Genomic DNA, 26,408 nt, shown 5'->3' on the forward strand with positions numbered 1-26,408 from the left:
ATGTAAATCAATGACATGAGGTGCTGGCCAGGTGAATGACGAACAGCGCTGACGATCAACGGGTAGGCGGGGCCACCTGGCTCATTATTATCTCCCTATCAGGTTCCGGCCGGTCGACGGGCGACGGCGGTAGAAACAGCCTAGACGGGTGTTGCCGATAGGGCTAATAGCCTGGGTCTTGCGGGCCGATAGAGCCATGCTTTCACACCGGGTGGAACAGGTAATCCAAGGCTTCGCGGTCATCGAGGGCCACGCCCATCGCGGCCAGGCGGGCGCGCAGGTCCTGCTGCTGTGCACGCACCCGCCAAGTGCCCGCTGCAACTGCCGTGGCCGGGTGGCCGGCCTCTTGAACAGCGCGTAACAGCGCGTCGCGGGCCGGGAAGTAAATGGCCAGGCCATTGCCTTTCCAGGCAGCGCTGGTGAACCCCAGCGCCTCGCACACGGCGACCTTGCGCGCCGCGTCGGCACGGTCGGCCTGGCGCGAATGCGCGATGGCCTGGTTCAGTTCGGCATCGCCATCAGTCGCCAACAGCTCCTGCGGGGCCCACGACTGCGGCGGGCAGTCCTTGTCGCTGATGCGCAGGGGTATGAACGGGTTGATTTCCATGGGGTAGATGCGGCACACCTGCGGCCGTTCGGCGTAAATGCCGCACAGGTCGTCTTCACGCAGGTTGGGGCAGCGCGGAATGGCCTGGCCGGCGAAAATCGCCGTCACCTGCAGGGTCTGGCTGCCGCATTCAACGGGGGTCGCGCGCTGGACGTTGTAGGCATAAGCCTCGGCGGACTGCGGCCAGGTGGTCTGCTCGAACGCTTCCAGCAGTACCGCCACGTCATGGCCGCGCTGCAACCATTGGCGCGCTTCGTCCAGGGTCAAGGGGATGAAGCGGCCCTTGCAGCAGGCGCCACACCCCACGCAATGGAACGGTGGGTGAACGGGGGTTGGGGCAAGCGAGGTCATACAGGCGCGCACGATCAGAATAATTGTGTCGCGAAGGATACATGACCGACATCATTGCATTAATGAAACTCCCTGAATGCGCTGATGAAATGTGTTCATCAGTACCCGCCCCTGCTGTGCCTACAAGCGCGCGAGCGCCTCGCGCAGGTAATCCAGGCTGCGCGCGATGGCGGCGTCCTCGGGGCCGTGGGCGGGGTGAAGGAAATCCAGTTCCAGGGCCAGCAGGCCGTCGAAGCCATTGTCGCGCAGCACGACCAGGGCCCCGGGGATGTCGATCAGCCCCTGCCCCAGTGGCACGCTGGGCCAGAAGCCGAAATCGCGCGGGCTGCCGCGCCAGGCGGTGATGTCCTTGAGGTGGGTGGCCTTGGCGTAAGGCGCCAGTTGCTCGATTACCTGCATGGGGTCATCGAACATGCGCAGGTTGTTGGCGGTGTCCAGGCACACGCCCAAGGCCGGGCTGGCCACCGCGGCCAGCAATTCCAGCACCTCGGGGGCGTGCAGGTCGACATGGTTTTCCATGGCCAGGGTCACGCCGCGCGCGCCGGCGTAGTCGGCGGCGGCTTCCAGTAGCGGAATCAGCTCGGCCTTGTGCTCTGCCCAGCAGGCCGGCCGGGTGCGCCGCCCGCCCGCGCAAATACGCATCACGCGTGCCCCCAGGGTTTGGGCGATATCGACATGTGCCTTGAGGTCGGCCAGCGCCTGCGGCCGGCTGCCGGAGCCCAGCCCATGGGGGTGGCCCCAGGCCCAGACCAGCTCCTGGCCTGCGCCGCCCAGCTGTTGCGCCAGGCTGGCCAGCGCCTGGGGCGAGGTGTCGGCAAGCATGAATGACTCGATGGACACGCCCTGCACACCATGGCCCTGGGCGCGCCGGATGAAATCTGCAAGGTTCATGCGAACCCCGGGGTCGGTTTCGAGGTCTGGATAGACTTCGCCGAAGAAACGGTGATAGCAGTAGGAATCGATGGCGACTTTCATCAGTGCGCTCCTTGTTGTTAGTGCCCTGACGATGCATCAACTGGAATGCAATTCCAATTTACTTCTTCATTCATTGTTTAAAAATGTGCGGTAAACGACCACTCAGCCTCGACTTGCGGTTACGCTAGAATCGTCTATTGCTGCTTGACCATGGAGACCACCATGCCCGCTTTGTCACCTGCCCTGCGCCTGGCCACCCTGTCGGTGGGCCTGACGCTGGCTGCCCACGCCGCTGCCAGTGACGAGTCGCTGCTCATGGACTCGATCAACCAGTTTCGTGGCCAGGTGCAACGCTGCGAAGGCCAGGCCTCCCACGAGCTGCCGCCGTTGAACCAGGACCCACGGCTGATTCTGCCGGCCAGCGGCGGCGGCGACCTGCGCGACGCCATGGCGCGCGCCGGCTACCCCATGGTCAGCGTGCAGGCCATCAGCCTGTCTGGCCCGCGCGACGCGCAGGCAGCCATGGCGGCCGTGCAGGAGAGTTTCTGCAAAGTGGTGCTCGACCCGCAGTTCATCGACGTTGGCGTAAGCCACGAGGGCCGCGATTGGCGCATCGTGGTGGCCCGGCCGTTGCTGGCCGGGGGCCTGGGCGACTCACCCGCCGAGGGCCAGAAGCTGCTGGCACAGATCAACAGCGCCCGTGCCCAGCCCCACACCTGCGGCGCCCAGGCATTCAACCCGGCGCCGCCACTGGTGTGGAACGCAACCCTGGCCGGCGCCGCCCAGGTGCACTCCCAGGACATGGCCAACCGCAATTACTTCGACCATCTGGACCGTGACGGCCACACCCCCGGCGACCGCGCCGAACTGGCCGGCTACAGCGCCCAGGCCCTGGGCGAGAACATCGCCGCCGGGCAGGACAACGTGCGCAAGGTGGTGGCCGGCTGGCTGGCCAGCCCGGGCCACTGCGCCAACCTCATGAACCCGCAGTTCCATGACCTCGGCGCCGCCTATGCCACGGACCCGAAAAGTGACGCGGGTATTTACTGGACCGGGATGTTCGGCAGCCAGTAACGCCGCGCGCTATACCGACTCCACCTGCACCCAGCGCTGCTCGCTGGCCGCCACGCGAATGGCGGCGGCCAGGCGTTCCACCGCCAGCGCCTCGGCGAAGTCGGTGCCCACCTGCCCTTCCCCGGCCAACGCCATGATCAGCGCGTGCACTTCCAGGGTCTTGAGTTCGTTGTAGCCCAGCTGGTGGCCCGGCGCCGGGCTGAACGCTGCGTAACCCGGCAGCGCCGGGCCTGCCAGCAGCCGCTGGAAACCGGCCTGGCCAACGCGGCACAGTTGCAGTTCATTCAGGCGTTCCTGGTCGAACTTCAGGGTGCCCAGGGTGCCGCTGATCTCGAAGCTGAGGTGGTTCTTGTAGCCGTGCTTGAGCCAGCTGCTGCTGAACGTACCGCGCGCGCCGTTGGCGAAGCGCAGCAAGGCCTGGGTGTGGTCGTCCACCACGATGGGCTTGAGCTCGCGGCTACCGGCCACGGCCGGGCGCTGGGTGTGCACGGTCTGGCTGTCGGCGCACACCGCCTGCACGTCGCCCACCAGGTAACGGGCCATGGCCAGCAGGTGGCTGCCCAGGTCGGCCAGGGCGCCGCCGGCGTGCTGCGGTTCGCAGCGCCACGACCAGGGGGATTGGCCGTCGGCCATGAAGTCTTCGCAGAACTCGCCGTCGAAGCTGATGATCTGCCCCAACTCGCCATCGCGCACCATCTGCCGCGCCCACTCGATCATGGGGTTGTGCTGGTAGTTGTAGCCCACCCGGGTCACCACCCCAGCGGCCTTGGCGGCCTGGTGCATCTGCTCGGCCTGTTCGAGGCTGACCGCCAGCGGCTTTTCGCAATACACCGCCTTGCCTGCTGCCAGCGCGGCCATGGCCATGGGGAAATGCAGGTGGTTGGGGGTAGTGATGGCAACGACGTTCACCGCCGGGTCATCGATCAGTTTTTGCCAGTCGCTGTGCGCCGTGGCAAAGCCCCAGGCGCGCGCGCACTGGCTGGCCCGCTGCGGGTCGGCGTCGGCCAGCGCGGCCAGGCGCAGGGAAACGGGCAGCTCGAACGCTGCGCTGACATTGCGAAACGCCAGGGCGTGGGCGCGCCCCATGAAGCCTGTGCCAATGAGACCGATGCCGAGTTCGCGCATGGAGGGGTGCCTTTTGTTGTTTTTGGGATGAGCTAGTTATGGAATATAAATTCTGTTTAATCAAGGACAGAATTTTTATTTTTAACCCGTTCCCTTGGCGTACACCCCAGGCTGGCAACGCCTATCTGTCAGGCCATGGCACGGTGCAACAGATGTAGCAGCTGCCGTAGGCTGCGTCGCGCCGCGCGGGCGGCGCTCGATCTCAAGCGCGCCAGAAGCCTCAAGGCATGCACACCACAGCCATCACGCGATCATCCGACATGCCCATCAGATCCACCACAATCCGCGTAGCCTGGCGGCAGCGGCTACGCGGATTGCGGGGTGGCCTGCGGGCGCTTGTCTGGGGTTAGGCGGCGCGCTGGAGATCGAGCGCCGCCCGCGCGGCGCGACGCAGCCTACGGCAGCTGCTACATCTGTTGAAACGTGCCATGGCCTGATGGGTCGGCGTTGCCAGCCTTTGGCGCATGGCCCTCATCTTCTGTAGTCCCCTGTGTAGGACAAATCTGATTTGCTCTGCCTGGGTTGCCCCTTCCCGAGGCGGGCCTTACCCTGCGCCGGTTGCTGTGTTCCAGCACCCGGGTTTGGTAGCCCGCAGGGGATGAATCCATCTTTTTAACATCAGGACTTGAACATGACTATCGACAGGCATTCCTCGCAGCCCACCACCACCGCTACCCCTTTCGGCGCGTGCGACGCCCAGGACCAACCCTTCTACCTCGTACGCGCTGGCATCTCGCTGGAAGACACCTTGGTGCAAATCTCCCAGTTGCTCAAATCCGCGCACGAAGCCGCTTACGAACTCACCGACAGCGACCTGCCACAACGAGGGCTCGTGTGGTCGGCGTTGCATCAGATTGAAACGGCGAAAGGTCTTGCAGATGCGCTGATCAATGGCTTGGCCGATCACGAACGCAGCGCTCGGTAACGCGGTATGGACGTAGCAGCTGCCGCAGGCTGCGTCGAGCCTTGTGTACACGGGAAATCTCCAGCGCACGCCGAGGCCAGCGCAGCCTTGCGGCAGCGGCTACGCGAAGTCCTGCGCACATCGCACCTGTAGCAGCGGCCGCAGGCCGCGTCCTGGAGCAACGCAGGACCGTCGCGGGACGCAGCCTGCGGCAGTTGCTACGCGAATGCGTGTACCGCTTGGATCGCGTTGCCTGCATCGCGGCCAAGGCCGGCTCCTACCACGAACGCGGTAGGAGCCGACTTTAGTTGCGATGCAGACGACGCCATTTCAAGACAGGTGCTGCTGCATTTGTTGCACCGTGCCATGGCCTGATGGGGCGGCGTTGCCAGCGACGCCGCCTGCGGCAGCTGCTACGGGCCGCATCACCCTTCGACGATGACGATAAAGTCCATGCCCGGAATGCTCACGCCATCCTGCGGCAGCTGCACGGGGATGCCCATGAACTCGCCATCCACGTATTCCTTGGCCTTGGTGACCGCGTCGGCAGCCGCCTTGGACCACAGGTGCAGCTCTACCACTTTCTCGCCATCACGACGGTGCTGGGCGATTTCTTCGACGATGCGTTGCTTCACGGTATGTCCTTGTATTTACAGAATGCCGGCGGCTTTGGCGCGCGCCGCGTGCAGTTTCTTGTAGCTGTCCACCAGGCGCAGGTGACGGTCCAGGCCTTCGAGCTGCATGTTGGTGGGGGCCAGGCCATGGAAGCGCACGCTGCCGTTGACCGTGCCGATGACCGCGTCCATGCGCTCGTTGCCGAACATGCGACGGAAGTTCACCTCGTAGTCCTCCAGCGCCAGGTCGCTGTCCATCTCCACTTCCAGCACCACGTTCACGGCCTGGTAGAACAGCCCACGCTCGACGGTGTTGTCGTTGAACTGCAGGAAGGTTTCCACCAGTTCCTTGGCTTCCTCGGTGTTGCGCAGGGCCAGGTGAATCAGCAGTTTCAGTTCCAGGATGGTCAGCTGGCCCCAGGCGGTGTTTTCATCGAATTCGATGCCGATCAGGGTTTTGATGTCGGTGTAGTCATCCAGCTCGCTTTCTTCCAGCAGGCCCACCAGGGCCTTCAGGCGGTCGTCATCCTGCTGGTGCAGGTTGAGGATGTCTTCGCGGAAGAACAGGGCCTTGTTGGTGTTGTCCCAGATCAGGTCTTCCACCGGGTAAATCTCGGAATAACCGGGCACCAGAATGCGGCAGGCAGTGGCGCCGAGGTCGTCGTAGACGGCCATGTACACTTCCTTGCCCAGGTCTTCGAGGATACCGAACAGGGTGGCGGCCTCCTCCTCGTTGGAGTTTTCGCCCTGGCCGGAGAAGTCCCATTCGACGAACTCGAAATCCGACTTGGCGCTGAAGAAGCGCCACGACACCACGCCGCTCGAATCGATGAAATGCTCGACGAAATTGTTCGGCTCCATCACCGCGTGGCTTTCAAAGGTCGGCTGCGGCAGGTCGTTCAGGCCTTCGAAGCTGCGCCCTTGCAGCAGCTCGGTGAGGCTGCGCTCCACCGCCACTTCGAAGCTTGGGTGGGCGCCGAACGAGGCGAACACGCCACCGGTGCGCGGGTTCATCAGGGTCACGCACATCACCGGGAATTCGCCGCCCAGGGACGCGTCCTTGACCAGCACCGGGAAGCCCTGGGCTTCGAGGCCCTCGATGCCGGCGACGATGCCCGGGTACTTGGCCAGCACTTCCTGCGGCACGTCCGGCAGCGCCAGTTCACCTTCGAGGATTTCGCGTTTCACCGCGCGTTCGAAGATCTCCGACAGGCACTGCACCTGGGCTTCGGCCAGGGTGTTGCCGGCGCTCATGCCGTTGCTGAGGAACAGGTTCTCGATCAGGTTGGACGGGAAGTACACCGTCTCGCCATCGGACTGGCGCACGTACGGCAGCGAGCAGATGCCGCGCTCGATGTTGCCTGAGTTGGTGTCATACAGGTGCGAGCCGCGCAGTTCACCGTCGGCGTTGTAGATGGCCAGGCAGTGCTCGTCGAGGATCTCCTTGGGCAGCGCGTCCTTGCGGCCGGGCTGGAACCACTGCTCGTTGGGATAATGCACGAATGGCGCGTTGGCGATGTCCTCGCCCCAGAACTGGTCGTTGTAGAAGAAGTTGCAGTTCAGGCGCTCGATAAACTCACCCAGGGCCGACGCCAGCGCGCCTTCCTTGGTGGCGCCCTTGCCGTTGGTGAAGCACAGCGGCGACTGCGCGTCGCGGATGTGCAGCGACCAGACGTTGGGCACGATGTTGCGCCACGAGGCGATCTCGATCTTCATGCCCAGGCCGGCGAGGATGCCGGACATGTTGGCGATGGTCTGCTCCAGCGGCAGGTCCTTGCCGGCGATGTAGGTGCTGGTCTGCGCCGCGGCGTCCAGCATCAGCAGGGCCTGGGCGTCGGCGTCGAGGTTCTCGACTTCCTCGATGATGAACTCGGGGCCGGTCTGCACCACCTTCTTCACGGTGCAGCGGTCGATGGAACGCAGGATGCCCTGGCGGTCCTTGGCCGAGATGTCGGCGGGCAGCTCGACCTGGATCTTGAAGATCTGGTTGTAGCGGTTTTCCGGGTCGACGATGTTGTTCTGCGACAGGCGAATGTTGTCAGTGGGAATGTTGCGGGTTTCGCAGTACAACTTCACGAAATAGGCCGCGCACAACGCCGACGACGCCAGGAAGTAGTCGAACGGGCCGGGGGCCGAGCCGTCGCCCTTGTAGCGGATGGGTTGGTCGGCCACCACCGTGAAGTCGTCGAACTTGGCTTCGAGACGGAGGTTGTCGAGAAAGTTGACCTTGATTTCCATGCGGAATTACCATAATTACGAGCGATACAATATGGCCCGCATTATCCGGTGTTCCACGCCAAAAGTCTTGGCCAATCCCCGTCCCCCGCCCCGCTTCATCGCTTTTTCGTCATGCCTGCGGCGCGCGGATCTCCACCCGCTCGAAGCGCCCGGCCAGCACCACGTAGGCGAAAATGCCCAACACCCCATGCGCCGCCACAAACCACAGGGCCTTGTCGAACGAGCCGGTGGACGCCACCACGAAGCCGATCACCACCGGGGTGACGATGCCGGCAATGTTGCCGATGCCGTTGAACACCCCGCCGCTCAGGCCGACCATGCCCTTGGGCGCGGTGTCCGACAGCACCGCCCAGCCCACCGCCGCCAGGCCCTTGCCGAAGAAGGCCAGGGCCATCAGCGCGATCACCAGCCAGTTGGCGTCGACGAAGTTGGCCGACACCAGGCTGGCGGCCAGGGTCATGCCGATCACGAACGGCGTCTTGCGCGCGGTGGACGGGTGCATGCCGCGACGGATCAGGGCGTCCGACACCACCCCGCCCAGCACGCCGCCGGAGAAGCCGCAGATGGCCGGCAACGCCGCCACCCAGCCGGCTTCCATGATGGTCAGGCCGCGGCCCTTGATCAGGTAGATGGGGAACCAGGTGATGAAGAAATACGTCAACGCGGTGATGCAGTACTGGCCCAGGTAAATCGCCCACAGCGTGCGGTTGGTGAACAACTGCGCCACTTCGGCGAAGGTGAATTTGGGCTTGCTGGCCTTGCGCGTGGCTTCCAGGTCCACCAGCGCGCCGCCTTCGCGCATGTAGTCAAGTTCCGCGGCGCTCAGGTGTGGGTCACTGTGGGGCTCACGGTACAACATGAACCAGAACACCGTGGCCACCAGGCCCAGCGCGCCCATCCACAGGAACACGTGCTCCCAGCCCAGGGCGTGGGTCAGCCAGGCCATCAGCGGTGCGAACACCACCACGGCCATGTACTGCGCCGAGTTGAACAGCGCCGAGGCGGTGCCGCGCTCACTGGTGGGGAACCAGCAGGAAACGATGCGGTTGTTGGCGGGGAACGCCGGTGACTCCACAAGGCCGAGCATGAAACGCATGCCGAACAGGGTGATGGCGGCGCTGGAGCCCACCACGCCGAACCAGCCCACGGTGCCCTGCATCATGGTGAACAGCGACCACAGCAACAGGCTGCAGCCGTACACCCGGCGCGCACCGAACTTGTCCAGCAGCCAGCCGCCAGGAATCTGCCCCAGCGCGTAGGCCCAGGCGAATGCGGAGAAGATCATGCCCAGCATCACCGGGTCCAGGCCCAGGTCCTTGACCACGCCGGTGCCGGCGATGGACATGGTGGCGCGGTCGGCGTAGTTGAGCACGGTGACGATGAAAATCAGCGAGAGGATGACGAAGCGGCGGCGGCCCACCCTGGCCTCGGCAATGGGGGTTGCCAACGAAGCGGTCTTGACGTTCATGGGTCTCTCCGGCTTCCTCGCTGGGAAGCTTTATTGTTGGAATAGAGCGGTAGGAACGGGGTGTTGTCAGGGTAGGAAATTCATCGATGCGCGTCTAACATAGAGACTGAATCGACCCATACAAGAATTGAATCGTGGAGCTACACCAACTGCGTTGTTTCGTCATGGTGGCCGAGGAGCTGCACTTTGGCCGTGCCGCCCAGCGCCTGTTCATGACCCAGCCGCCGCTGAGCCGGCAGATCCAGCTGCTGGAGCGCTCGCTGGGGGTGACCCTGTTCGACCGTGGCAACCGCCAGGTCAGGCTGACCACCGCCGGCCAGCACTTTTTGCGCGACGCCCGCCATGTGCTGGCCTACACCGAGCAGGCCGCCGACAGCGCCCGGCGCCTGGAGCACGGCGAATTGGGCCAACTGCTGCTGGGCTTCACCGCCGTGAGTGGCTACCGGCTGATTCCACGGCTGCTGGAGCACGCCACCCAGGTGCTGCCGAATGTCGGCGTGGACCTGCGCGAGATGGTCTCCGGGGCGCAGATGGAGGCGCTGGAAGCCGGCATGATCGACATCGGCTTCGTGCGCCGCGCCGCCGCCCGCCCGGGCATCGACTACCAACTGATCAGCCAGGAGCCGTTGCTGGTGGCGCTGCCCGAGCGGCACCCGTTGGCGGCGCAGGCCGAGATCGCCCTCGGCGACCTCGACCGCCATCCATTCGTGATGTACTCCAAGGACGAAGGCGGCTATTTCCACGACCGCATCGCCGGGCTGTTCAGCCTGGCCGGCGTGTGCCCCGACTACCGCTATTTCCTCGGCCAGACCCACTCGATCCTGGGCCTGGTGAAGGCCGGCCTGGGCTTGGCCATCGTGCCCGCGGCGGCGCGCGAGCTGTACCTGGGGCACCTGCAGTTCAGGCCGCTGCAAGGTACCCAGCCGCATGCCGAGGTGTACATGGTGGTGCGCCGCGACAACGCCAACCCGGCGGTAGGGCCGTTCCTGCGCATGGCCGCGACCTACTTCGCCAATCCCTGACGCGGCCTGGTGGCCGCTGCTACGGGATGCTCGCTATACAATACTTATACAAAAATCTATATTGGTATAAGCTTTCCAACCAGCGACCACCACCATGACCACCCGCCGCCTCTGCCTGGTACTGGGCGACCAGCTGTCCTTCGACCTGCCCTCGCTACAGGGCATCGACGCCCGGCACGATTGCATCCTGCTGGTGGAAGTCATGGAGGAAGCCACCCACGTCCCCCACCATCCGCAGAAAATAGCGCTGATCTTCAGCGCCATGCGCCACTTCGCCGAAGCCTTGCGCCAGCGCGGCTTCACGGTGCAGTACGTACACCTTGAAGACCCCGCCAACAGCAGCTCGGTGCCCGGCGAGCTGCTGCGCTGGCAGGCGCTGCTGCAGGCCAGCGAAGTGCACGTCACCGAGTGCGGCGACTGGCGCCTGGAACAGTCTATGCGCGACTGCGGCCTGCCCATCCAGTGGCACAGCGACAGCCGCTTCCTGTGCAGCCGCGACGAGTTCCGTCGCTGGGCCAAGGGCAAGCAGCAGCTGCGCATGGAGTTCTTCTACCGCGAGATGCGCCGCAAGAGCCAACTGCTGCTCAACGGCGACGGCAGCCCGGTGGGCGGCGCGTGGAATTTCGACGAGGACAACCGCAAGCCGCTGCCGAAAAAGGTCGTGGCGCCCTACCCGCTGCACATGCCCCGCGACGCCATCACCGAAGAGGTCATCACCCTGGTGGGACGGCGCTTCGCCAGTCATTACGGCGCCCTGGACACCTTCGACTACCCGGTGACCCACGCCGAGGCGCAGGCGCTGTGGGCGCACTTCCTCGACTTCGGCCTGGCCGCGTTCGGTGACTATCAGGACGCCATGGCCAGCAATGAGCCGTACCTGTTCCACGCGCGCATCAGCGCGGCGCTGAACATCGGCCTGCTCGACCTGCGCCAGCTGTGCAGCGACGTCGAGGCCGCCTACTGGGCCGGCAGCGTACCGCTGAATGCGGCCGAGGGGTTCATTCGCCAACTGATCGGCTGGCGCGAGTACGTGCGCGGCGTGTACTGGCTGAAAATGCCCGAGTACGCCCAGGGCAACCTGTTCGGCAACAGCCGCCCGCTGCCCGAGTTCTACTGGACCGCCGACACCCGCATGAACTGCATGCGCCAGGCCATCGGCCAGAGCCTCACCCACGCCTACGCGCACCACATCCAGCGGCTGATGGTGACCGGCAACTTCGCCCTGCTGGCGGGCATCACCCCCAGCGAGATCTGCGAGTGGTACCTGGCCATCTACATGGACGCGTTCGACTGGGTGGAACTGCCCAACACCCTGGGCATGGTGATGCACGCCGACGGCGGCTACCTGGGCTCCAAGCCCTACTGCGCCAGCGGCCAGTACATCAAGCGCATGTCCAACTACTGCGGCGACTGCGCGTACAAGGTCAGCGAAAGCACCACCGAGGACGCCTGCCCGTTCAACGCGCTGTACTGGCATTTCGTGATCCGCCACCGCGCCCACCTGGGCCGTAACCCACGCATGGCCATGGTGTACAAGAACCTGGCGCGCATGACGGATGAAAAGCAGCTGGCGCTGTGGGACCGCGGGCAGACGCTGCTGGCCCGGCTGGATGCGGGCCAGCAGCTGTAGGGCTTAGACGCTGACGACGACCTTGCCCACCTGCTGGTTGGCTTCCAGGTAACGGTGCGCCTGCTGGATCTCGTCCAGGGTGAAGGTCTTGGCGATGATCGGCGCCAGCTCACCCGACGCCAGCCCGGCGAGGATAAAGGCCTTGGCGCGGGCCAGCACCGCCAGGTCGCTGACGATTTCCGCGTACAGGTAACCCTTCAGCGTCAGGCTCTTGCCCAGCACGGTGAACAGCGGGAACGGCGTCGGTTCGGGGCTCAGGGCGCCGTATTCGAGCAGGATGCCGCCGCGGGCCATGCTCTGGGTCAGCGCCTCGAAACCGGGGCCGCCGATGGGGTCGAACACCACGCGGGCGCCCTCGCCGCCGGTCAGGGCCATGACCTGCGCGACGATGTCTTCTTCATCGCTGACAATCACCTGGGTCGCGCCGGCGTCCAACAGCGCCTGGGCCTTGGCGCGGGTGCGGGTGATGGCCACCGCCGTGGCGCCGACCATGCGCGCGATTTGCAGGGCGGCCAGGCCGACGCTGCTGGAGGCCGCGGTCACCAGCACGGTGTCGCCGCGCTGCAGTTTTGCCTGCTCGATCAGCGCGCCCCAGGCGGTGACGTACTGCATCCACGACGCGGCGGCCTGCTCGAAGCTGAGGTTGGCCGGGTGCTTCACCACCAGGTACGCCGGCACGTTGGCCACCTCGCCGTAGGTGCCCCAGCGGGCGATGTCCAGCGGCGGGATCAGGCTGACCGCGTCGCCCACGGCCACGTCGGTTACGGCGCTGCCCACCGCGGCGACAATGCCGGCCGCCTCGTAGCCCAGGCGCGAGGGAAACTCGGCTTCCTGCAAATAGGCGTGATTGCGGAACATCACTTCCGCGCGGTTCAGGCCGATGGCCTTGACGTTGATCTGCACTTCGTCCGCCGCCGGCGCCGGTACGTCCAATGCTTCCAGGGCGAGGACGCTGGCGTCGCCGTATTGATGAATCCTGACAATGCGTGCCATGGGCTTAACTCCAGATGATGGGTGAGATGGCCGCCAATCTAGAGGTTGGTGGCAGCGGGATAAAGGCCTAGGATAGGCCGACACTAGAAACAAAAGGTTTGGAATGGACCGCTTGACCCAAATGGCCACTTTCGTCAAGGCCGTGGAACTGGGCTCCTTCAGCGCCGCAGCAGAGGAGCTCAAGCTGTCGCCGCAGTTGGTGGGCAAACAGGTAAAACTGCTGGAGGAACACCTGGGCGTGTCGCTGCTCAGCCGCACCACGCGCCGCCAGAGCGTCACCGACTTCGGCCGGGCCTTCTACCAGCGGGCCAAGCTGATCCTGGCCGACATGGAGGCCGCGGAAAACCTGGCGGCGGTGACCCGTGGTGTGCCCAGCGGGCGCCTGCGCATCAACGCACCGGTGACCTTCGGCATGCGCAGCCTGGCGCCGCGCCTGCTCGAATACATGGTGCGCTACCCGCAGGTGGCCGTGGACCTGGCCCTGGACAACGACATGGTCGACCTGGTGGACGGCGGCTACGACGCCGTGTTCCGCATTGGCGAGTTGCCCGACAGCGGCCTCAAGGCCATCCCCTTGGCGCCCTACCGGCTGGTGCTGTGCGCCGCCCCCTCGTACCTGGGCCGGCGCCCGGCACTGACCAGCCCCTGGGACCTGCAACAGCACGAATGCCTGGGCTTCGCCTTCGCCGACGGCCGCTCGCACTGGAGTTTCGAAGGCCCGGAAGGCCCGGTCGATGTGCCGATTACAAGCAGATTGACCATCAATCAGGGCGACCCGCTGCTGGCCGCCGCCATCGCCGGCCTGGGCGTGGTGCTGCAACCCCAGGAGCTGGTGCGCGACGCCCTGCGTGACGGCACCCTGCTGGCCTTGCTGCCGCAGTACCAGGCCCCCGCCTCGCCGATGCACCTGCTGTATGCGCCCGACCGCCAGCTGACGCCCAAGCTGCGCAGCTTCCTGGACTTTGCCACGGCGGCGTTCAGGGAGTATTGAGCGACACCGTCACTGCTTCAGCGCGTCATACGCCTCCAGCGCGTGCAGCGAATAGATATACGCAGCACCGGCATTCAGGGAAATCGCCGTGGCCAAGGCTGCGGCAACCTCTTCGCGGGTAGCCCCGGCAGCGATGGCGGCCGCTGAGTGGCTGCCGATACAGCCGTCGCAGCGCGTGGTGATGGCCACCGCCAGGGCGATCAACTCGCGGGTCTTGGCGTCCAGCACGTTGTTTTCTGCTGCGGCGTCGTCAAGGGCCATGTAGGCCTTGACCATTTTGGGGTTGGATTGCGACAGGGCACCAAAGGATTTTTTCACAGTGCCGAGCAGGTCTGGCCAATGGCTGAACATGATGACGTCTCCTGAGGTCGGCGCGGGGTTGCGCCGGGAACACCTCAGTTTCCACCTGCTGCGGGGTACGGTCTTGTCCCGGTGGTCCGATTTTTTGTCCCGGCGTATCAGGCGCCCCGCGGCGTCATTCGAGCACCGGCCGCAAGAAGCTGCGCTCATAGCTCAGGATGAACTTGAGCTCGGTCGCCTCGTCCACCAGCCGCACGCATTCCGCGTCCTCGGCCGCAGCCTGGCGGTAGCGCTCGTAATCGGCAAGGCTGGGGAAACTGAACAGGCAATAGGCGATGTTGTTCGCGCCTTCGGCCGGCAGGAAATAACCGTGGTGCTGGCCACCCAGGCGCGTGACCAGGCCGATCCATTGCCGCGAGTAGCGCTCGAACGCGGCGAGCTGGTACGGGTCGATGACGTATTTGACGTGGCAGGTGATCATGGCAACAGTCCCTTGAGTAAACCGCCATTGTACCCGCCTCCGTGGCAGCGGCCACCAGGCCGCGTCACCGGCGCCGCAGGCTCGCAGGCACACCGCGGCGGCCTGGGACGCCGCCTTCGGCAGCTGCTACGGGGCCGCGCGCACCCCGTCGAACGCGTTGTCTGCATCGCGGCCAAGGCCGGTTCCTACCACGCACGGTGTAGGAGCCGACTTTAGTCGCGATGCAGACGACGCCATTTCAAGACAGTCGCTGCTACGTGTGCGGTGGGCGCGGCTGCTGTAGCAGCTGCCGCCAGGCTGCGTCCGGCCTCTGCGCGGTCCGCCTGCCCATGCGTGGCGGCTGCGGACGCGGCCTTCGGCCGCTGCTACGGGGCCCTGTGTAGCTCGTCGATCGCGTCGCCTGCATCGCGGTTTCAAGACAGTTGCTGCTACAAGGGCAGCCGGCGCTCCATGTGGGTGGTTTGCCACACCGGGTCCGGGTCCACGCTCACCAGCTCGAACCCTTGGCGCTGCCAGAAGTCCACGGCACCAACCAGGAAAGGGTGGGTGTGCAGGTACATCACCTGCACGCCGGCCAGCTGGGCCGCGTGCTCCAACGCGGCGTACAACGCCTTGGCCAGGCCCGCCCGCCGGTACTGCGGCAGCACGAACAAGCGCACCACTTCCACCACCTTCAACCCTGGGTAATCCAACGCTGGAAAACGGCGGTCATACGGCAGGTAGCCGATGACGCCGACGATACGCCCCTGGTCGCGGGCCAGCAGGAACCGGCCTTCCCCGTTCACATAGATCGCCTCGAACGCGGCAAGGTCGCCGGGCATGGCGCTGTCGCGCAGTTTGGGGAACATCTGCTCGCGCGCGGCCAGCACGAAGTCCAATGCGTGGGGTATATCAGCGCTGCGGACGCTGTCGATTGTATACGGGCACATCATGGCGCATTGCTCCTGCCTCAATGAATACATACCTCGCACCCCGCTATCTTGCGGAGCAGAAGCTACTAAGCAGGGTTGGGGGTGTTCTGCAGGGCCTGTAGCCGGCCCTGCAGGTAATGGATCTGCCCCGCATCGTCGGGATCAACGTGCCGCACAATCTGCAGCGCCTTGGTGTAGGCCGCGCTGGCCTTGGTACGGTCGCCCTGCGCCTCGTAGACCCGTGCCAGGTTGCTGTAGCGCAGTATTACCTTGGGGTGGTTTTCGCCGAAGGTCGCAAGGTCGCTGGCCAGCGCCTTGTTCAGGAATACCTCGGCCTGGTCATATTGGCCCAGCCCGCGATAGGCGTCACCGATGTTGTTCCAGCGGATGGCAACCGTGGGGTGCGAGGGGCCGTGCAGGGCCATGTCGATATCCAGCGCCTGCTGGAACAATGGCAGGGCCGAGCGGTAATCACCCTGCTGGCCGTAGGCGTTGCCCAGGTTGTTCAGGGCGACGGCGACGGTAGGGTCGTGCTCACCCAGCAAGCGTTGGCGCAAGGCCAGGCTCTTGCGCAGGTTGGCGAACGCCTCGGCATGGCGCCCCAGCTTGGCCAGGGTGGTACCCAGGTTGTTATAGCTGTCGGCGGTCTGCAGATCGTTGGCCCCCAGGGCCGCCAAGCGCATCTTCAAGGACTTCTGATAGCAGTCCAGCGCGTAGTCGAAGTTGCGCTGACGCTCATTGAAATAACCGAGGTTGTTCCAGTAGGTTGCCTGTTGGACGACGGATGCCCGGCCGGTTTTGGCGGCCGCCTCCAGCGCCTGGGTGACGAGGCGTATGGCGCTGCGGTCATCGCCCAGCACTGACACCGCGCGGGCCTTGGTATTCAGCGCCTCGCTGTCGGCCGGGTCTGCCGCCAACACGCGGTCGGCTTCCTCGATCGCTGCCTGATAGCGCTCTGCTGCAAACAGCGCCTGGGCTTGGTCGCTGGTGGCCAAGGGCGCCGCCTGGCAGCACAGCATCATCAACAACAGTGGCAACGCCAGCAAGGTTTCAAAGCGGATAATGCGCATGGTGGTCCTTTCCATGGGGAGGTTAATCAATCAGCCAACTGCTTCAGCGCCGCCACCAGCGCCTGGATATCCGCCACGCTGGTATTGAGCCCCGGCGTGACCCGAATACACGGCCCGCACGCCGAGCCGCTGCGGGGCACCGTGAAGATGCCGAACTCACTCAGCAGCCGCGCCGCCATGGCCCCTTGATCGGCCACCTGGGTAAAGCGCAGCGACGTGATGCCGCAGTACAACCGCGGATCATCCGGCGTCAGCACTTCGATGTTCGGCAACTGCCGCGCCTGGCTCACCCACAGGTCGCGCAGGTAGCGCAGGCGTGCGCCCTTCACCGCCCAGCCACCGATGGTGGCATGTTCGGCGAACACTTCGGGCAGCGCCATCAACGCCGGCACGTTGGGGGTGCCGTAGGGCGACAGGCAGCGGATGTCGTCGGCAGGGTAACTCTGGCTGCCCATGTCTGCATCGAAGTCCTGCAGGCGTTCGCGGCGCACGTGAATCACGCCCAGGCTCAGCGGCGCACCGATCCATTTCTGCAGGTTGAAGCCGGCGAACTCTACGCCGATATCGGCGAGGTCGACCTCCAGTTGCCCAAGGGAGTGCGCGCCATCGAACACCACGTCGATGCCTTGTGCCTTGGCCGCCTGGGCGATGGCTTTAACCGGCAGCACCAGCCCGGTGCGGTGGGTGACGTGGGTCAGCGCCATCAGCTTGAGGCGCGGGTGGGCGGCGAAGGCGTCGGTATAGGTGCTCACCAGCGCGTCGTGGCTGGCGGGGTGCGCATGGCGCACCTCGATCACTTCCACACCCCGCGTCTTGGCCAGCCAGCGGAAGGCATCCTGCACCGCGTGGTAGTCCAGGTCGCTGATCAGCACCTGGTCGCCAGGTTGCAGGCGGTTGTAGTTGCGGATCAGCGAGAACAGCGCTTCGGAAGCGCTGCGGGCGAACGCCAACTCGTCGGCGGGCAGGCCCATGAGTTCGGCCAGTTGCTGGCGGATGTCCAGGCTTTCACGGGGATCAAAGTCCTGGCGCACGTGCACGGCGTTGCTGCGGTTGACCTGGTCGATGGCCTGCTTGTAGGCATCGACGACGCCCTGGCTCATGCGGCCGAAGTAGCCGTTGTCGAGGTTGATCACCTGCGGATCGCGGGGGTAGCGGCGGGCGATGGCGGCCCAGAAGGCCTCGTCGCTGGCCAGTTCAAACGGTGTGGGCATGGGATCTCCTTGAAAGGCGGCAGCCGCTACGGGGCCAGGGTGGCGATGACTTCGGCACGGGTGGTGACCTGGCGGAAGTGGTGCTTCCACAAGTCGATGCCCAGTTGGCCGGAGCGGTCCAGCGAAGAGCCGACGGTGAGGTCGGTCACCAGCGTAGGGTTCAGGCCTGCGTCGAACAGCGCAAAGCCTGCGGCGAGCACACAGGTTTCGGTTTGCATGCCGCACACCAGCACGCGCTCCACACCCAGCTGGCGAATGTACTCGATGGCTTCGGCCGCCTGGCCGTAGCCATGCTTGACGAACACCTTGTCGGCCTCCACCAGGCTTTCATCCTCGGCAGCGGGGTGCCAGCCCAGCTGACGCTCGAAGGGCGTGACCTGCTCATTGTGCAGTTCGACCGAGGCGATGGTGGGGATCATCGCCGAAAAAGCCCGCGCACCATCCACCAGCCATTCGGGTGGGTTGAAGGTGGACTGGATGTCGACGACGAGCAACAACTGCCGCATGGGGGTGCTCCTGGGCGCAGGGAAAGCGCAGGAGTATACCTGAGGCCGTGACGCGGCCTGCGGCCGCTGCTACGGTTCTTTGCGCCCCGTAGCAGCTGCCGCAGGCTGCGTCTTCTCAGGCCAAACGCTTGAGCAGGGCCTGGGCCACCGCTTCGGAGCTGGCCGGGTTCTGGCCGGTGATCAGCAAGCCGTCCTCGATGACAAAGGGTTGCCAGTCCGGGCCTTTTTCATACAGGGCGCCCAGCGCCTTGAACTCATCTTCCACCAGGAACGGCACCACGTCGGTCAGGCCCACGCCCTCTTCTTCCGAGTTGGTGAAACCGCTGACGCGACGGCCCTTGACCAGCGGCTGGCCATCGGCGGCCTTGACGTGGCGCAGCACGCCCGGGGCATGGCACACGAAGGAAATGGGCTTGCCGGCGCGCTCGAAGGCTTCGATCAGGGCGATGGACACCGGCGACTCGGCCAGGTCCCACAGCGGGCCGTGGCCGCCGGGGTAGAACACCGCGTCGAAGTCGGCGGCCTTGACGCTGTCCAGCTTCACGGTGCTGGCCAGCGCCTGCTGGGCGGCGGGGTCGGCCTTGAAACGCTGGGTGAGCGCGGTCTGGAAATCCGGCTCGTCGCTTTTCGGGTCCAGCGGCGGCTGGCCGCCGGCCGGGGAAGCCAGCACCACGTTGGCGCCGGCGTCCTTGAAGGCGTAATAAGGGGCGGCGAATTCTTCCAGCCAGAAGCCGGTTTTGCGCCCGGTGTTGCCGAGCTGGTCGTGGGAGGTCAAAACCATCAGTACGTTCATTGCCGTAGCCTCGCAAGGTTGGGAGCTGTTGAAGTGAATGGTAGGGCTGGCGGGTAGCGCTCACAATGTCGTATCCGCAAGGATTCCGGACATCTGACAAAGCCGTTGCCAGTCCGTGCCCTGCGGCCGACAATCAGGCCTTTGCCTCGCCCTCCCGGAAGCCGGCCCATGCACAGCGTCGCCCTTGTGGTTTACCCCAATTTCCAGCCGCTGAGCCTGTCCATCGGTTCGGTGTTCGAGTGCGCGAACCTGTTGCGCGGCGAACCGGCCTACGCCTTTCACCTGGTGTCGGAGCACGGCGGCGCGGTCATGAGCTCCCAGGGGTTCTCGGTGAATACTACGCCGATGCGCGCCGAGGGCTACGACACGCTCATCGTCAGTGGCTACCTGGATTTTCGCCTGCCCGAGGCCAGCCTGCCGGCGTTGGTGAAGGCTGCGTCGGTGCATTCGCGGCGCGTGGTGTCGCTGTGCATGGGCATCTTCGTGCTGGCCGAGGCCGGGCTGCTGGACGACCGGCGCATCACCACCCACTGGCTGCACGCCCCTACCCTGCGCAAGCGCTACCCCCACCTGCAACTGGAAGAGGACCGGCTGTTCGTGGTGGATGGCAACCTGTGGACCTGCGCCGGCATGAGCGCCAGCCTCGACGTGGCGCTGGCCCTGGTGGAAAGCGACCTGGGCCACGACCTGGCTCGCCAGGTGGCGCGCAAGCTGGTGATCGCCCAGCGCCGCGGCAGCGAACAGTCGCAGCTGTCGGCGCTGCTGGAGCTGGACCCCAGGTCCGACCGCATCCAGCTGGCCCTGGCCTACGCGCGGGAGAACTTGCGCGACGACTTGTCGGTCGAAGCCTTGGCGGCCGTGGCGCGGCTCAGCCCGCGGCAGTTCAGCCGGGTGTTTCGCGAAGAAACCGGGCGCACGCCGGCCAAGGCCATCGAGGCGCTGCGCGTGGAAGCGGCGCGGGCGCTGATGGAGACCAGCCGCCACCCGGTGGAAGTGATCGCCCGGGAGACCGGCTTTGGCGACCGCGAGCGGCTGCGGCAAGCCTTCCTGCGGGCCTTCGGGCAGCCGCCGCAGGCGTTGCAGAAACGCCTGGCCGGCGCCGCACTGTAATTTCCCTATTCCCTGTTGCCCAATGGAGTGCCCGCAATGATCACCGTCCACCACCTCAACAACTCCCGCTCCCAGCGCATCCTCTGGCTGCTGGAAGAGCTGGGCCTGCCCTACCAGATCAAACGCTACCAGCGCGACCCGAAAACCAACCTGGCGCCGCCGGAACTGAAAGCGATCAACCCGCTGGGCAAATCGCCGGTAATCGAGGATGGCCCCCACGTGCTGATCGAGTCGGGCGCCATCGTCGACTACCTGATCCGCCGCCACGGCGACGGCCGCCTGCAACCGGACCCGGCCACCGCCACCTACGATGAATACGTGCAATGGCTGCACTTCGCCGAAGGCTCGGCCATGCTGCCGCTGATGCTCAACCTGTACGTGGGCCGCCTGGGCGACGCCGGCGCGCCGCTGCACCCGCGCATCGAAGCAGAGGTGGCCAATTACCTGGGCTACCTGGACACCGCGCTGGGGCTGACCCCGTACTTGCTGGGCGACGAGCTGAGCGGCGCCGACATTCAGATGAGCTTCATCGGCGAGGTGGCCAAAGCCCAGGGCAAGCTTGCGCAGTACCCTAACCTGGCGGCCTGGGTGAAACGCTTTCAGGCGCGGCCGGCTTACCGCAAGGCTGTTGAACAGGGCGGCGAGTACGCTTTTGCGTGATACGCCGCGGCCTTATCGTTTGAACGCTGCCTGGCGGCCGCTGCTGCGGAAGCGCACGCGATCGAAGGCCAGGCCCTGGGCGTTGTCGACCTGCACATGGATAGGCGCGCCATGGGTGTTCTCGACGCTTACATCGCTGATATGCACATCGCGAAATTGCGCGGGCACGGCTGAGCGCTGGTAATCGAGGATGGCGTTCGGGTCGCTGTAGTCCAGGGTGACGATAAACGCCTGCCTGGCCATGTCGCGCAGCGCCGAGTCGCGGAAGATGACATCACGCCCGCCGCCTCCCATGAAGATGGTGCTCTTCATGCGCAACCCGGCATCGGTGCCATCGCCAATGTTGTCTTCCGCCAGGATATGCCGGATCCAGGCGCCAGTGTGGCTGCCAACCACCAGCATCCCGTGGCCGTGGCCGAAGTAGTTGTTGAACACCCACGTATTTTCCTGGGGCTTCTGGTGCGCGGCGTCGGCGCCTGTGCCGGCAGCGAAGTTGACACAGTCGTCGCCGGTGTCGAAGAAGTTGTTGAACACCATCGCGCCGTTGCTGTTGGCGAACTCGATGCCGTCGCCATTGTTGGCGTCGTAGGTGCGCTGCGTGGTGTTGGCCAGCACCACATTCTCGCTTTCCAGGTTCATGATGCCGTGGTACGCCGGGTTCACTGCGGTGAAGCCACTATAGAAGACGTTCTTGACGTCGCGCAGGGTAATCAGCGACGAACGCATCTGCCCGTAGGCGTCCTTGACGTTCATGCCGCGCGCCACCGCCTGCTCCACCTGGGCCTTGGCGAGGATGCCATCCTGGGCATAACGGCTATTATTACTGGCCACGTAGACGCCCTCGGGGCGCTGCCTCCAGCCGTTGCCGTCGAGGGTACCTTTGCCGACAATGCGGATATTCTCGAACGCCTGGTGCTGGCTGGGGTCACGCGGCAAGGCATTGAGCAGCGAGGCCGGGCGTAACGTGGTCGAGTAGGGGTACTGGCGGTAGCCGGCCAGCGGATAGTCCTCGGCGCGCTCGGAGCCCAGCAACGTCGCGCCCTCGGCGATCTCCAGGGTCATGTTGCTTTTCAAGTACAGCGCACCGCTTTTATAAGTGCCTCTGGGCAGCAGGACCGTGCCGCCCGGGGTGCAGGCGTCGATGGCGCGCTGGATGGCCTGGGTGTCCAGGCTGGCCCCGTCCCCCATGGCGCCGTAGCGCCTTACATCGAACACCGCCGCCACCGGTGTGGTGCGCTGCACCAGCGCCGGGCTGTCCGCCGACTCCCGGCCATCGGCGCCCACTGCGCGTACGGTAAAGCGGTACGTGGTAGCGGGCTTGAGACCTTGGGCGGTGTAGCTGTGCAGACCCACGCGGTAGTGAAAATGGCCGGTGTCCTGCGCGTAGAAGCGGTCCATGAATGGTTTGGCCGGCGAGACCAGGTCGTTATTGGCGTTGACGCTGCCCAGCAACGCCCCGTTGGCGTAGACGTGGTAGTCACGAATGTCGCCGTGCCCGGCCGGCTTGTGCCAGACCAGGATGATGCTGTGGTCGTCGTAGGCCAGGGTTGGCACCTGCAATTTGGCTGGCGCCTGCAGCGCCCAGGCGGGCAGGCTGCACAGCAGCGCCACGGCCGCCAGCAAGGCGCTGGGGACGGGTTCAATGGGCATGAGGTTTGCCTTGGTTCTCGGAGGATGGTTCCCACGGTGCGTGGGGTGCGAAGCGCTCGGCCAACAGGTCGACCACGTCGCGCACCCTGGGCGACAGCAACTGGTTACGTTACCACACCGCGCGGATGGGGAAGCCCAATGTCGCCACCTGAGGTAGCACTGTGCGATATCGGCGCCACCGCATCATCGTTCGGACGCCGCCTGGCGGCAGCTGCTACGGGGCCTTGGCCCACTCGCGCAGCTGCTCAAGCGTCGCGGTGGCGCCGCCGCACACCACCATCAGCACCTTGGCGTACGGCGCCAGCACCTGGGGTTGGCTGGCCAGCGCCAGGGCGGCACCGCAGGCCGGTTCGACCAGTACGCGGTGGTCCAGCAGCAAGCGCTCGCAGGCCTGCAGCGCCTGTTGGTCGGACACCAGCACGCTGGTGATCGGGTGCACGCCCAGGTAGTCCACCGCCTGCTGGCATACGCGCTTGGCGCCCAGCGAGGTGGCGATCGAATCGATGCGCTCGATGGCCACCGCCTGGCCGGCCTGCACCGCCGCGTGGAACGAAGCGGCGCCATGGGTTTCCACGGCAATCACCGGCACGTCATGCCAGCCATTGCGCCGCAGCCCTTCGACCACGCCACACAACAGGCCACCCCCGCCCACCGACAGCACCACCGCGTCCGGCTTCTCGCCGGCCTGGGCCACCTCGTCGACCAGGCTGGCGTGGCCGGCCCACAGCAGCGGGTCATCGAAGGGGTGAATGAAGGCGTCGGACGGGCCCACCAGGGTCTGCGCCAGTTCGTTGGCTTCCTGCCAGCTGGCGCCGTGGACGATCACCTTGGCGCCTTCCAGCGCCAGCAGTTCCTTGGCACGCGCGGTGGTGGTCTGCGGCACTACCACCGTCACGGCCACCCCCAGCCGGCGCCCGGCGTACGCCACCGCCAGGCCGGCGTTGCCGCCCGACGAGGAGACGAAATGCCGGGCACCGCGGGCCTGGTGAACCTCGCAGGCATGGCCCACGCCCCGCAGCTTGAAGGAGCCGCAGGGCTGCAAGGCGTCCAGCTTGAGCCACACCGCGCAGCCGGCGCTGGCGCTCATGGGGCGTGATTCAATCAGGGGGGTGTGAATGTGCAGGGTCATGGTCGGGCTCCGGGCAGTATCAATGGGCAACGGCAGGCGCCAGCGCCTGTACTTCTATTTCCACGTCCAGGTCGAACGCCAGCCGTGCGCTGACCACCGAACGCACCGGCAGGCCTGGGGCGAAGAACGGCGCGTAGGCCTGGTTGAAGGCGGCGAAATGGGCCATGTCCGAGAGCCACACCGTCACTTTCACCACCTGCGCCAGGCTGGAACCCAGCGACTCCAGGGTGGCTGCGATCGCCGTCATGACCCGCCGGGTCTGGGCGTGGACGTCATCCTTGAGCGGCGTGCCGTCGGCCGCCATGGACACCTGGCCGGAAAGAAACAGGAAACCGCCGGCTTGCACCGCGCGTGAGAACGGATAAGGCAAGGCCGTGGGGTGGCGAATAATCGACGCAGTCATGGTGTGTCCGTTGGCTTGGAAGTCGAGCGCAATTGCTCAAGGTAGTTGTAAACAGTGAAGCGGGTCACCCCCAGCGCCGTGGCGGCTTTCTCCACGCCGCCCTTGACGATGAACAGCCCGCGCTCCTGCATGACCCGCACGGCCTCGACCTTGGCCTGCTTGGTCAGCTTGCCCAGGCCCAGGCGGGCCAGGGAGTCGTGGATGATCTGCGCCATCAGCACTTCCATGTCGGCTGGCTCGGCCGGTGTGGCGGCAGGTGCCTGCAGCAGCGGCTGCAACTGCTCCAGAAACGCCTGGGCGGCGCCCAGGCCGGTGAGGTCGGCGTTCACGCAGAGGCTGGCGAAGGGGTGGCCGTCGCTGTCACGGAACACCGCGGTCGCGCTGCGCAAGGTGCGGCCGTTGACATGGGTGGGGTAGTCGGCAATCACCAGTGGCTCGCAGCCGCCCTGCCCGGCTGCGGCCTGCATTACGGCAGCAAAGCCCTGGTCCTGGGCTGGGCCGACGAGCACCGGGCTGCCGACAGTGCGGCCGGATACATGACCGTTGACGATGGCCAATACCGAGCTTTCGGGATGATCGAGGTCGTGCAGCACAATCTCGGTGTTGCGGCCCAGCACGCTGCCCAGGGTGGCGATGGCGGCCTTGAGCACTTGGAGCACCAAGTGGCGGTGGGCGATGACGTCAGGTGAAAGCATCTGGCAAACGACTCAATAAATTCAACATTAAGTGTAAATTTACACTCTTTGTTGAATTTATCAAGACCCTTGTCTGCCCTCAGCTTGCGTAACGCGCAGCCGGCACCGCATGGCTGAACTTGGTCGACAGCACGCGGCGGCCCCGCTCCCACGCCTGCCACTCCTGCTCCTCATGCAGGCCGGGGATGGTCACCGCCTCGCCCCGGTCCAGCCCCACCAGAGCGGCATCCACCAAATGCGCGGCCGTCATGGTATTGGCCCCGGCCTTCTGCGCCGCGTAGCCGGCCACGTCCCAGAACTCGGTGGCCGTAGCGCCGGGCAGCACGGTCTGGATGCGCACGCCCTTGTCACCAAGATCCCGTTGCAGCGCGTGGCCGAAACTGAGCACGTAGGACTTGGAGGCGCTGTAGACACCGTTGAGCATCTCCACGGCAATGCCGACCACCGAGGAGATATTGACGATCGTACCTGCACCGCGAGCGACAAAGGCCGGCGCCACCGCGTAGGTCAGCCGCGTGAGCGCGGTGATGTTGAGGCCGATCATGGCTTGCATGGCATCGACATCACCCTTGAGGATCGACGCCACCGAGCCGACGCCGGCGTTGTTCACTAGCAGGGTGATGTTGGCGTCGTCGCGCAGCACGGCTTCGACCCTGGCCAGGTCGGCCATGTCATTGAGGTCGGCCGCCAGCGGGGTGACGGTGCGGCCGGTCTCGGCCTGCAGTTTTTCCGCCAGGGTGGCCAGCCGTTGCTGGTTGCGGGCGACAAGGATCAGGTCGTAACCGCGCCTGGCCAGGCGGTCGGCGTACACGGCGCCGATGCCGGTGGATGCGCCGGTGATCAGGGCGGTGCCTTTGGGGGTTGGGGTGGTCATGGTGGCTCTCCGGGATTGTGGGTGGGTGTGGGGGGAGAGTACGATGGGTGGCGATGGCGTGAATGTCGTAGATCCACCTTTTTAGGACAAGGCATTCAGTCGGCGAAGTGCCGGTGATCTTGATCTGGCTTTGGCTTTGGCTTTGGCTTTGGCTTTGGCTTTGGCTTTGGCTTTTGATCTTGATCTTGATCTTGATCTTGATCTTGGCCCCGTTAAGCGCCACGGCCGACTGGAGGCGTTGCCCAGGCGGCAGCCCGCAGGGCCCTTCGGCGCAGCCGAAGGAAACGGCAGCCCGCCCGCTCTGTTAGCGGGGGCCGTTTTGCCGTCTGGGCGACGCCGGAGGGAGGGGACCCGTAGCGCAGCGGAGGGCCCAAGCAGGGGCGAGCCCTTTTTGCTTCCTTTTTGGGGCGACTGCCAAAAAGGGAGTCGCCGTAAGGGCGAAACGGTCGGTGGTCGCGCCACGAAAATGGATATGTTCGAAATCGCCGAAGCGGGATACAGAATCGGTGAATATATCCATTTTCGCGGGGATACCACCGACCGTTTCGGCCTTACGTGAACTGACCCCCGAATGTTGGACACCTGACCTCGCCGGAGGGTGTTCAATGACGAAGTACGACCGATCGCTCAAACAATCACTGATTGAGGAATGTCTGTCTGCGGGCAGTGTTCATGAGGTGGCA

26 protein-coding genes are annotated in these 26,408 nt (G+C 65.3%); 7 read left to right on the top strand and 19 right to left on the bottom strand.

The genetic code is table 11. The features are described from left to right. Positions 1-202 precede the first annotated feature (202 nt). Both AC0SZ7_RS27905 and AC0SZ7_RS27910 read right to left on the bottom strand, forming a co-directional pair. On the bottom strand, positions 203-958 hold the full coding sequence (locus AC0SZ7_RS27905) for a YkgJ family cysteine cluster protein (protein ID WP_475507396.1): 756 nt from the start codon (positions 956-958) through the stop codon (positions 203-205). A 120-nt stretch (positions 959-1,078) separates the two neighbouring features. Continuing rightward, a complete protein-coding gene (locus AC0SZ7_RS27910) occupies positions 1,079-1,933 on the bottom strand; it encodes a sugar phosphate isomerase/epimerase family protein (protein ID WP_475507397.1) in 855 nt (284 codons plus the stop codon). Positions 1,934-2,095: 162 nt separating this feature from the next. On the opposite strand from AC0SZ7_RS27910, the gene AC0SZ7_RS27915 reads away from it, so the two are divergent. Beyond that, positions 2,096-2,947 (top strand): CAP domain-containing protein, encoded by an 852-nt coding sequence (locus AC0SZ7_RS27915; RefSeq protein ID WP_475507398.1) that lies wholly within the window; start codon positions 2,096-2,098, stop codon positions 2,945-2,947. A gap of 9 nt (positions 2,948-2,956) precedes the next feature. Here the strand turns inward: AC0SZ7_RS27915 and AC0SZ7_RS27920 are convergent, their stop codons facing one another. Continuing rightward, positions 2,957-4,072: a Gfo/Idh/MocA family protein gene (locus tag AC0SZ7_RS27920; protein ID WP_475507399.1), complete on the bottom strand. Its 1,116-nt coding sequence runs from the start codon at positions 4,070-4,072 to the stop codon at positions 2,957-2,959. 631 nt (positions 4,073-4,703) lie between these two features. Between AC0SZ7_RS27920 and AC0SZ7_RS27925 the strand changes: the two genes are divergently transcribed. Next, positions 4,704-4,997, top strand: a complete 294-nt coding sequence (locus AC0SZ7_RS27925) for a DUF3077 domain-containing protein (RefSeq protein ID WP_475507400.1) — start codon at positions 4,704-4,706, stop codon at positions 4,995-4,997. Between the two features lie 404 nt (positions 4,998-5,401). On the opposite strand, the gene AC0SZ7_RS27930 is transcribed toward AC0SZ7_RS27925, so the two are convergent. From AC0SZ7_RS27930 to AC0SZ7_RS27940, 3 genes are all read right to left on the bottom strand, one after another. After that, complete coding sequence (locus AC0SZ7_RS27930) at positions 5,402-5,611, bottom strand: hypothetical protein (RefSeq protein WP_475507401.1); 210 nt, start codon at positions 5,609-5,611, stop codon at positions 5,402-5,404. A 15-nt stretch (positions 5,612-5,626) separates the two neighbouring features. Continuing rightward, positions 5,627-7,828, bottom strand: coding sequence for an OsmC domain/YcaO domain-containing protein (locus AC0SZ7_RS27935; RefSeq protein WP_475507402.1), 2,202 nt, complete (start codon positions 7,826-7,828; stop codon positions 5,627-5,629). Positions 7,829-7,937: 109 nt separating this feature from the next. Beyond that, positions 7,938-9,296 carry an MFS transporter gene (locus tag AC0SZ7_RS27940; protein WP_475507403.1) on the bottom strand — a complete coding sequence of 453 codons (1,359 nt, stop codon included), beginning with the start codon at positions 9,294-9,296 and terminating at the stop codon, positions 7,938-7,940. Positions 9,297-9,430: 134 nt separating this feature from the next. Between AC0SZ7_RS27940 and AC0SZ7_RS27945 the strand changes: the two genes are divergently transcribed. Next, entirely contained in the window at positions 9,431-10,318 is an 888-nt protein-coding gene (locus AC0SZ7_RS27945) for a LysR family transcriptional regulator (RefSeq protein ID WP_475507404.1), read from the top strand. 94 nt (positions 10,319-10,412) lie between these two features. Next, complete coding sequence (locus AC0SZ7_RS27950) at positions 10,413-11,948, top strand: cryptochrome/photolyase family protein (protein ID WP_475507405.1); 1,536 nt, start codon at positions 10,413-10,415, stop codon at positions 11,946-11,948. 3 nt (positions 11,949-11,951) lie between these two features. Here the strand turns inward: AC0SZ7_RS27950 and AC0SZ7_RS27955 are convergent, their stop codons facing one another. Next, positions 11,952-12,941, bottom strand: a complete 990-nt coding sequence (locus AC0SZ7_RS27955) for a zinc-dependent alcohol dehydrogenase family protein (RefSeq protein ID WP_475507406.1) — start codon at positions 12,939-12,941, stop codon at positions 11,952-11,954. A 103-nt stretch (positions 12,942-13,044) separates the two neighbouring features. Here AC0SZ7_RS27955 and AC0SZ7_RS27960 point away from each other — a divergent pair, with 103 nt between their 5' ends. Beyond that, entirely contained in the window at positions 13,045-13,932 is an 888-nt protein-coding gene (locus AC0SZ7_RS27960; protein WP_475507407.1) for a LysR family transcriptional regulator, read from the top strand. 9 nt (positions 13,933-13,941) lie between these two features. Here AC0SZ7_RS27960 and AC0SZ7_RS27965 read toward each other — a convergent pair whose 3' ends face one another. The 7 genes from AC0SZ7_RS27965 to AC0SZ7_RS27995 form a co-directional block, all read right to left on the bottom strand. Further along, a complete protein-coding gene (locus tag AC0SZ7_RS27965; protein WP_475507408.1) occupies positions 13,942-14,283 on the bottom strand; it encodes a carboxymuconolactone decarboxylase family protein in 342 nt (113 codons plus the stop codon). Positions 14,284-14,407: 124 nt separating this feature from the next. Beyond that, positions 14,408-14,713, bottom strand: a complete 306-nt coding sequence (locus AC0SZ7_RS27970) for an NIPSNAP family protein (protein ID WP_475507409.1) — start codon at positions 14,711-14,713, stop codon at positions 14,408-14,410. A gap of 428 nt (positions 14,714-15,141) precedes the next feature. Next, positions 15,142-15,642, bottom strand: coding sequence for a GNAT family N-acetyltransferase (locus tag AC0SZ7_RS27975; protein ID WP_475507425.1), 501 nt, complete (start codon positions 15,640-15,642; stop codon positions 15,142-15,144). 68 nt (positions 15,643-15,710) lie between these two features. Then, the gene (locus tag AC0SZ7_RS27980) at positions 15,711-16,694 is read right to left on the bottom strand and encodes a tetratricopeptide repeat protein (RefSeq protein WP_475507410.1); all 984 of its coding nucleotides are present in this window, start codon (positions 16,692-16,694) and stop codon (positions 15,711-15,713) included. A gap of 26 nt (positions 16,695-16,720) precedes the next feature. Continuing rightward, positions 16,721-17,905 (bottom strand): aminotransferase class V-fold PLP-dependent enzyme, encoded by a 1,185-nt coding sequence (locus tag AC0SZ7_RS27985; RefSeq protein WP_475507411.1) that lies wholly within the window; start codon positions 17,903-17,905, stop codon positions 16,721-16,723. Positions 17,906-17,931: 26 nt separating this feature from the next. Further along, positions 17,932-18,411, bottom strand: coding sequence for an isochorismatase family protein (locus AC0SZ7_RS27990; RefSeq protein WP_475507412.1), 480 nt, complete (start codon positions 18,409-18,411; stop codon positions 17,932-17,934). Positions 18,412-18,526: 115 nt separating this feature from the next. Then, the gene (locus tag AC0SZ7_RS27995; protein ID WP_475507413.1) at positions 18,527-19,204 is read right to left on the bottom strand and encodes a type 1 glutamine amidotransferase domain-containing protein; all 678 of its coding nucleotides are present in this window, start codon (positions 19,202-19,204) and stop codon (positions 18,527-18,529) included. Between the two features lie 168 nt (positions 19,205-19,372). Between AC0SZ7_RS27995 and AC0SZ7_RS28000 the strand changes: the two genes are divergently transcribed. Then, positions 19,373-20,314, top strand: a complete 942-nt coding sequence (locus AC0SZ7_RS28000) for a GlxA family transcriptional regulator (protein WP_475507414.1) — start codon at positions 19,373-19,375, stop codon at positions 20,312-20,314. Between the two features lie 36 nt (positions 20,315-20,350). After that, entirely contained in the window at positions 20,351-20,974 is a 624-nt protein-coding gene (locus tag AC0SZ7_RS28005; protein ID WP_475507415.1) for a glutathione S-transferase family protein, read from the top strand. A gap of 12 nt (positions 20,975-20,986) precedes the next feature. Here the strand turns inward: AC0SZ7_RS28005 and AC0SZ7_RS28010 are convergent, their stop codons facing one another. The 5 genes from AC0SZ7_RS28010 to AC0SZ7_RS28030 all read right to left on the bottom strand — a co-directional run bounded on the left by AC0SZ7_RS28010 (position 20,987) and on the right by AC0SZ7_RS28030 (position 25,725). Beyond that, positions 20,987-22,624 (bottom strand): glycosyl hydrolase family 28 protein, encoded by a 1,638-nt coding sequence (locus AC0SZ7_RS28010; protein ID WP_475507416.1) that lies wholly within the window; start codon positions 22,622-22,624, stop codon positions 20,987-20,989. A 214-nt stretch (positions 22,625-22,838) separates the two neighbouring features. Further along, the gene (locus AC0SZ7_RS28015; protein ID WP_475507417.1) at positions 22,839-23,753 is read right to left on the bottom strand and encodes a pyridoxal-phosphate dependent enzyme; all 915 of its coding nucleotides are present in this window, start codon (positions 23,751-23,753) and stop codon (positions 22,839-22,841) included. Between the two features lie 19 nt (positions 23,754-23,772). Next, positions 23,773-24,156, bottom strand: a complete 384-nt coding sequence (locus AC0SZ7_RS28020; protein ID WP_475507418.1) for a RidA family protein — start codon at positions 24,154-24,156, stop codon at positions 23,773-23,775. Beyond that, the gene (locus AC0SZ7_RS28025) at positions 24,153-24,851 is read right to left on the bottom strand and encodes a helix-turn-helix transcriptional regulator (protein ID WP_475507419.1); all 699 of its coding nucleotides are present in this window, start codon (positions 24,849-24,851) and stop codon (positions 24,153-24,155) included. The genes AC0SZ7_RS28020 and AC0SZ7_RS28025 overlap by 4 nt, the downstream gene beginning before the upstream one ends. A gap of 79 nt (positions 24,852-24,930) precedes the next feature. Next, positions 24,931-25,725 (bottom strand): SDR family NAD(P)-dependent oxidoreductase, encoded by a 795-nt coding sequence (locus tag AC0SZ7_RS28030; RefSeq protein ID WP_475507420.1) that lies wholly within the window; start codon positions 25,723-25,725, stop codon positions 24,931-24,933. Positions 25,726-26,408: the final 683 nt, after the last annotated feature.

It is taken from the genome of Pseudomonas sp. JC1203 (genome assembly GCF_056175065.1).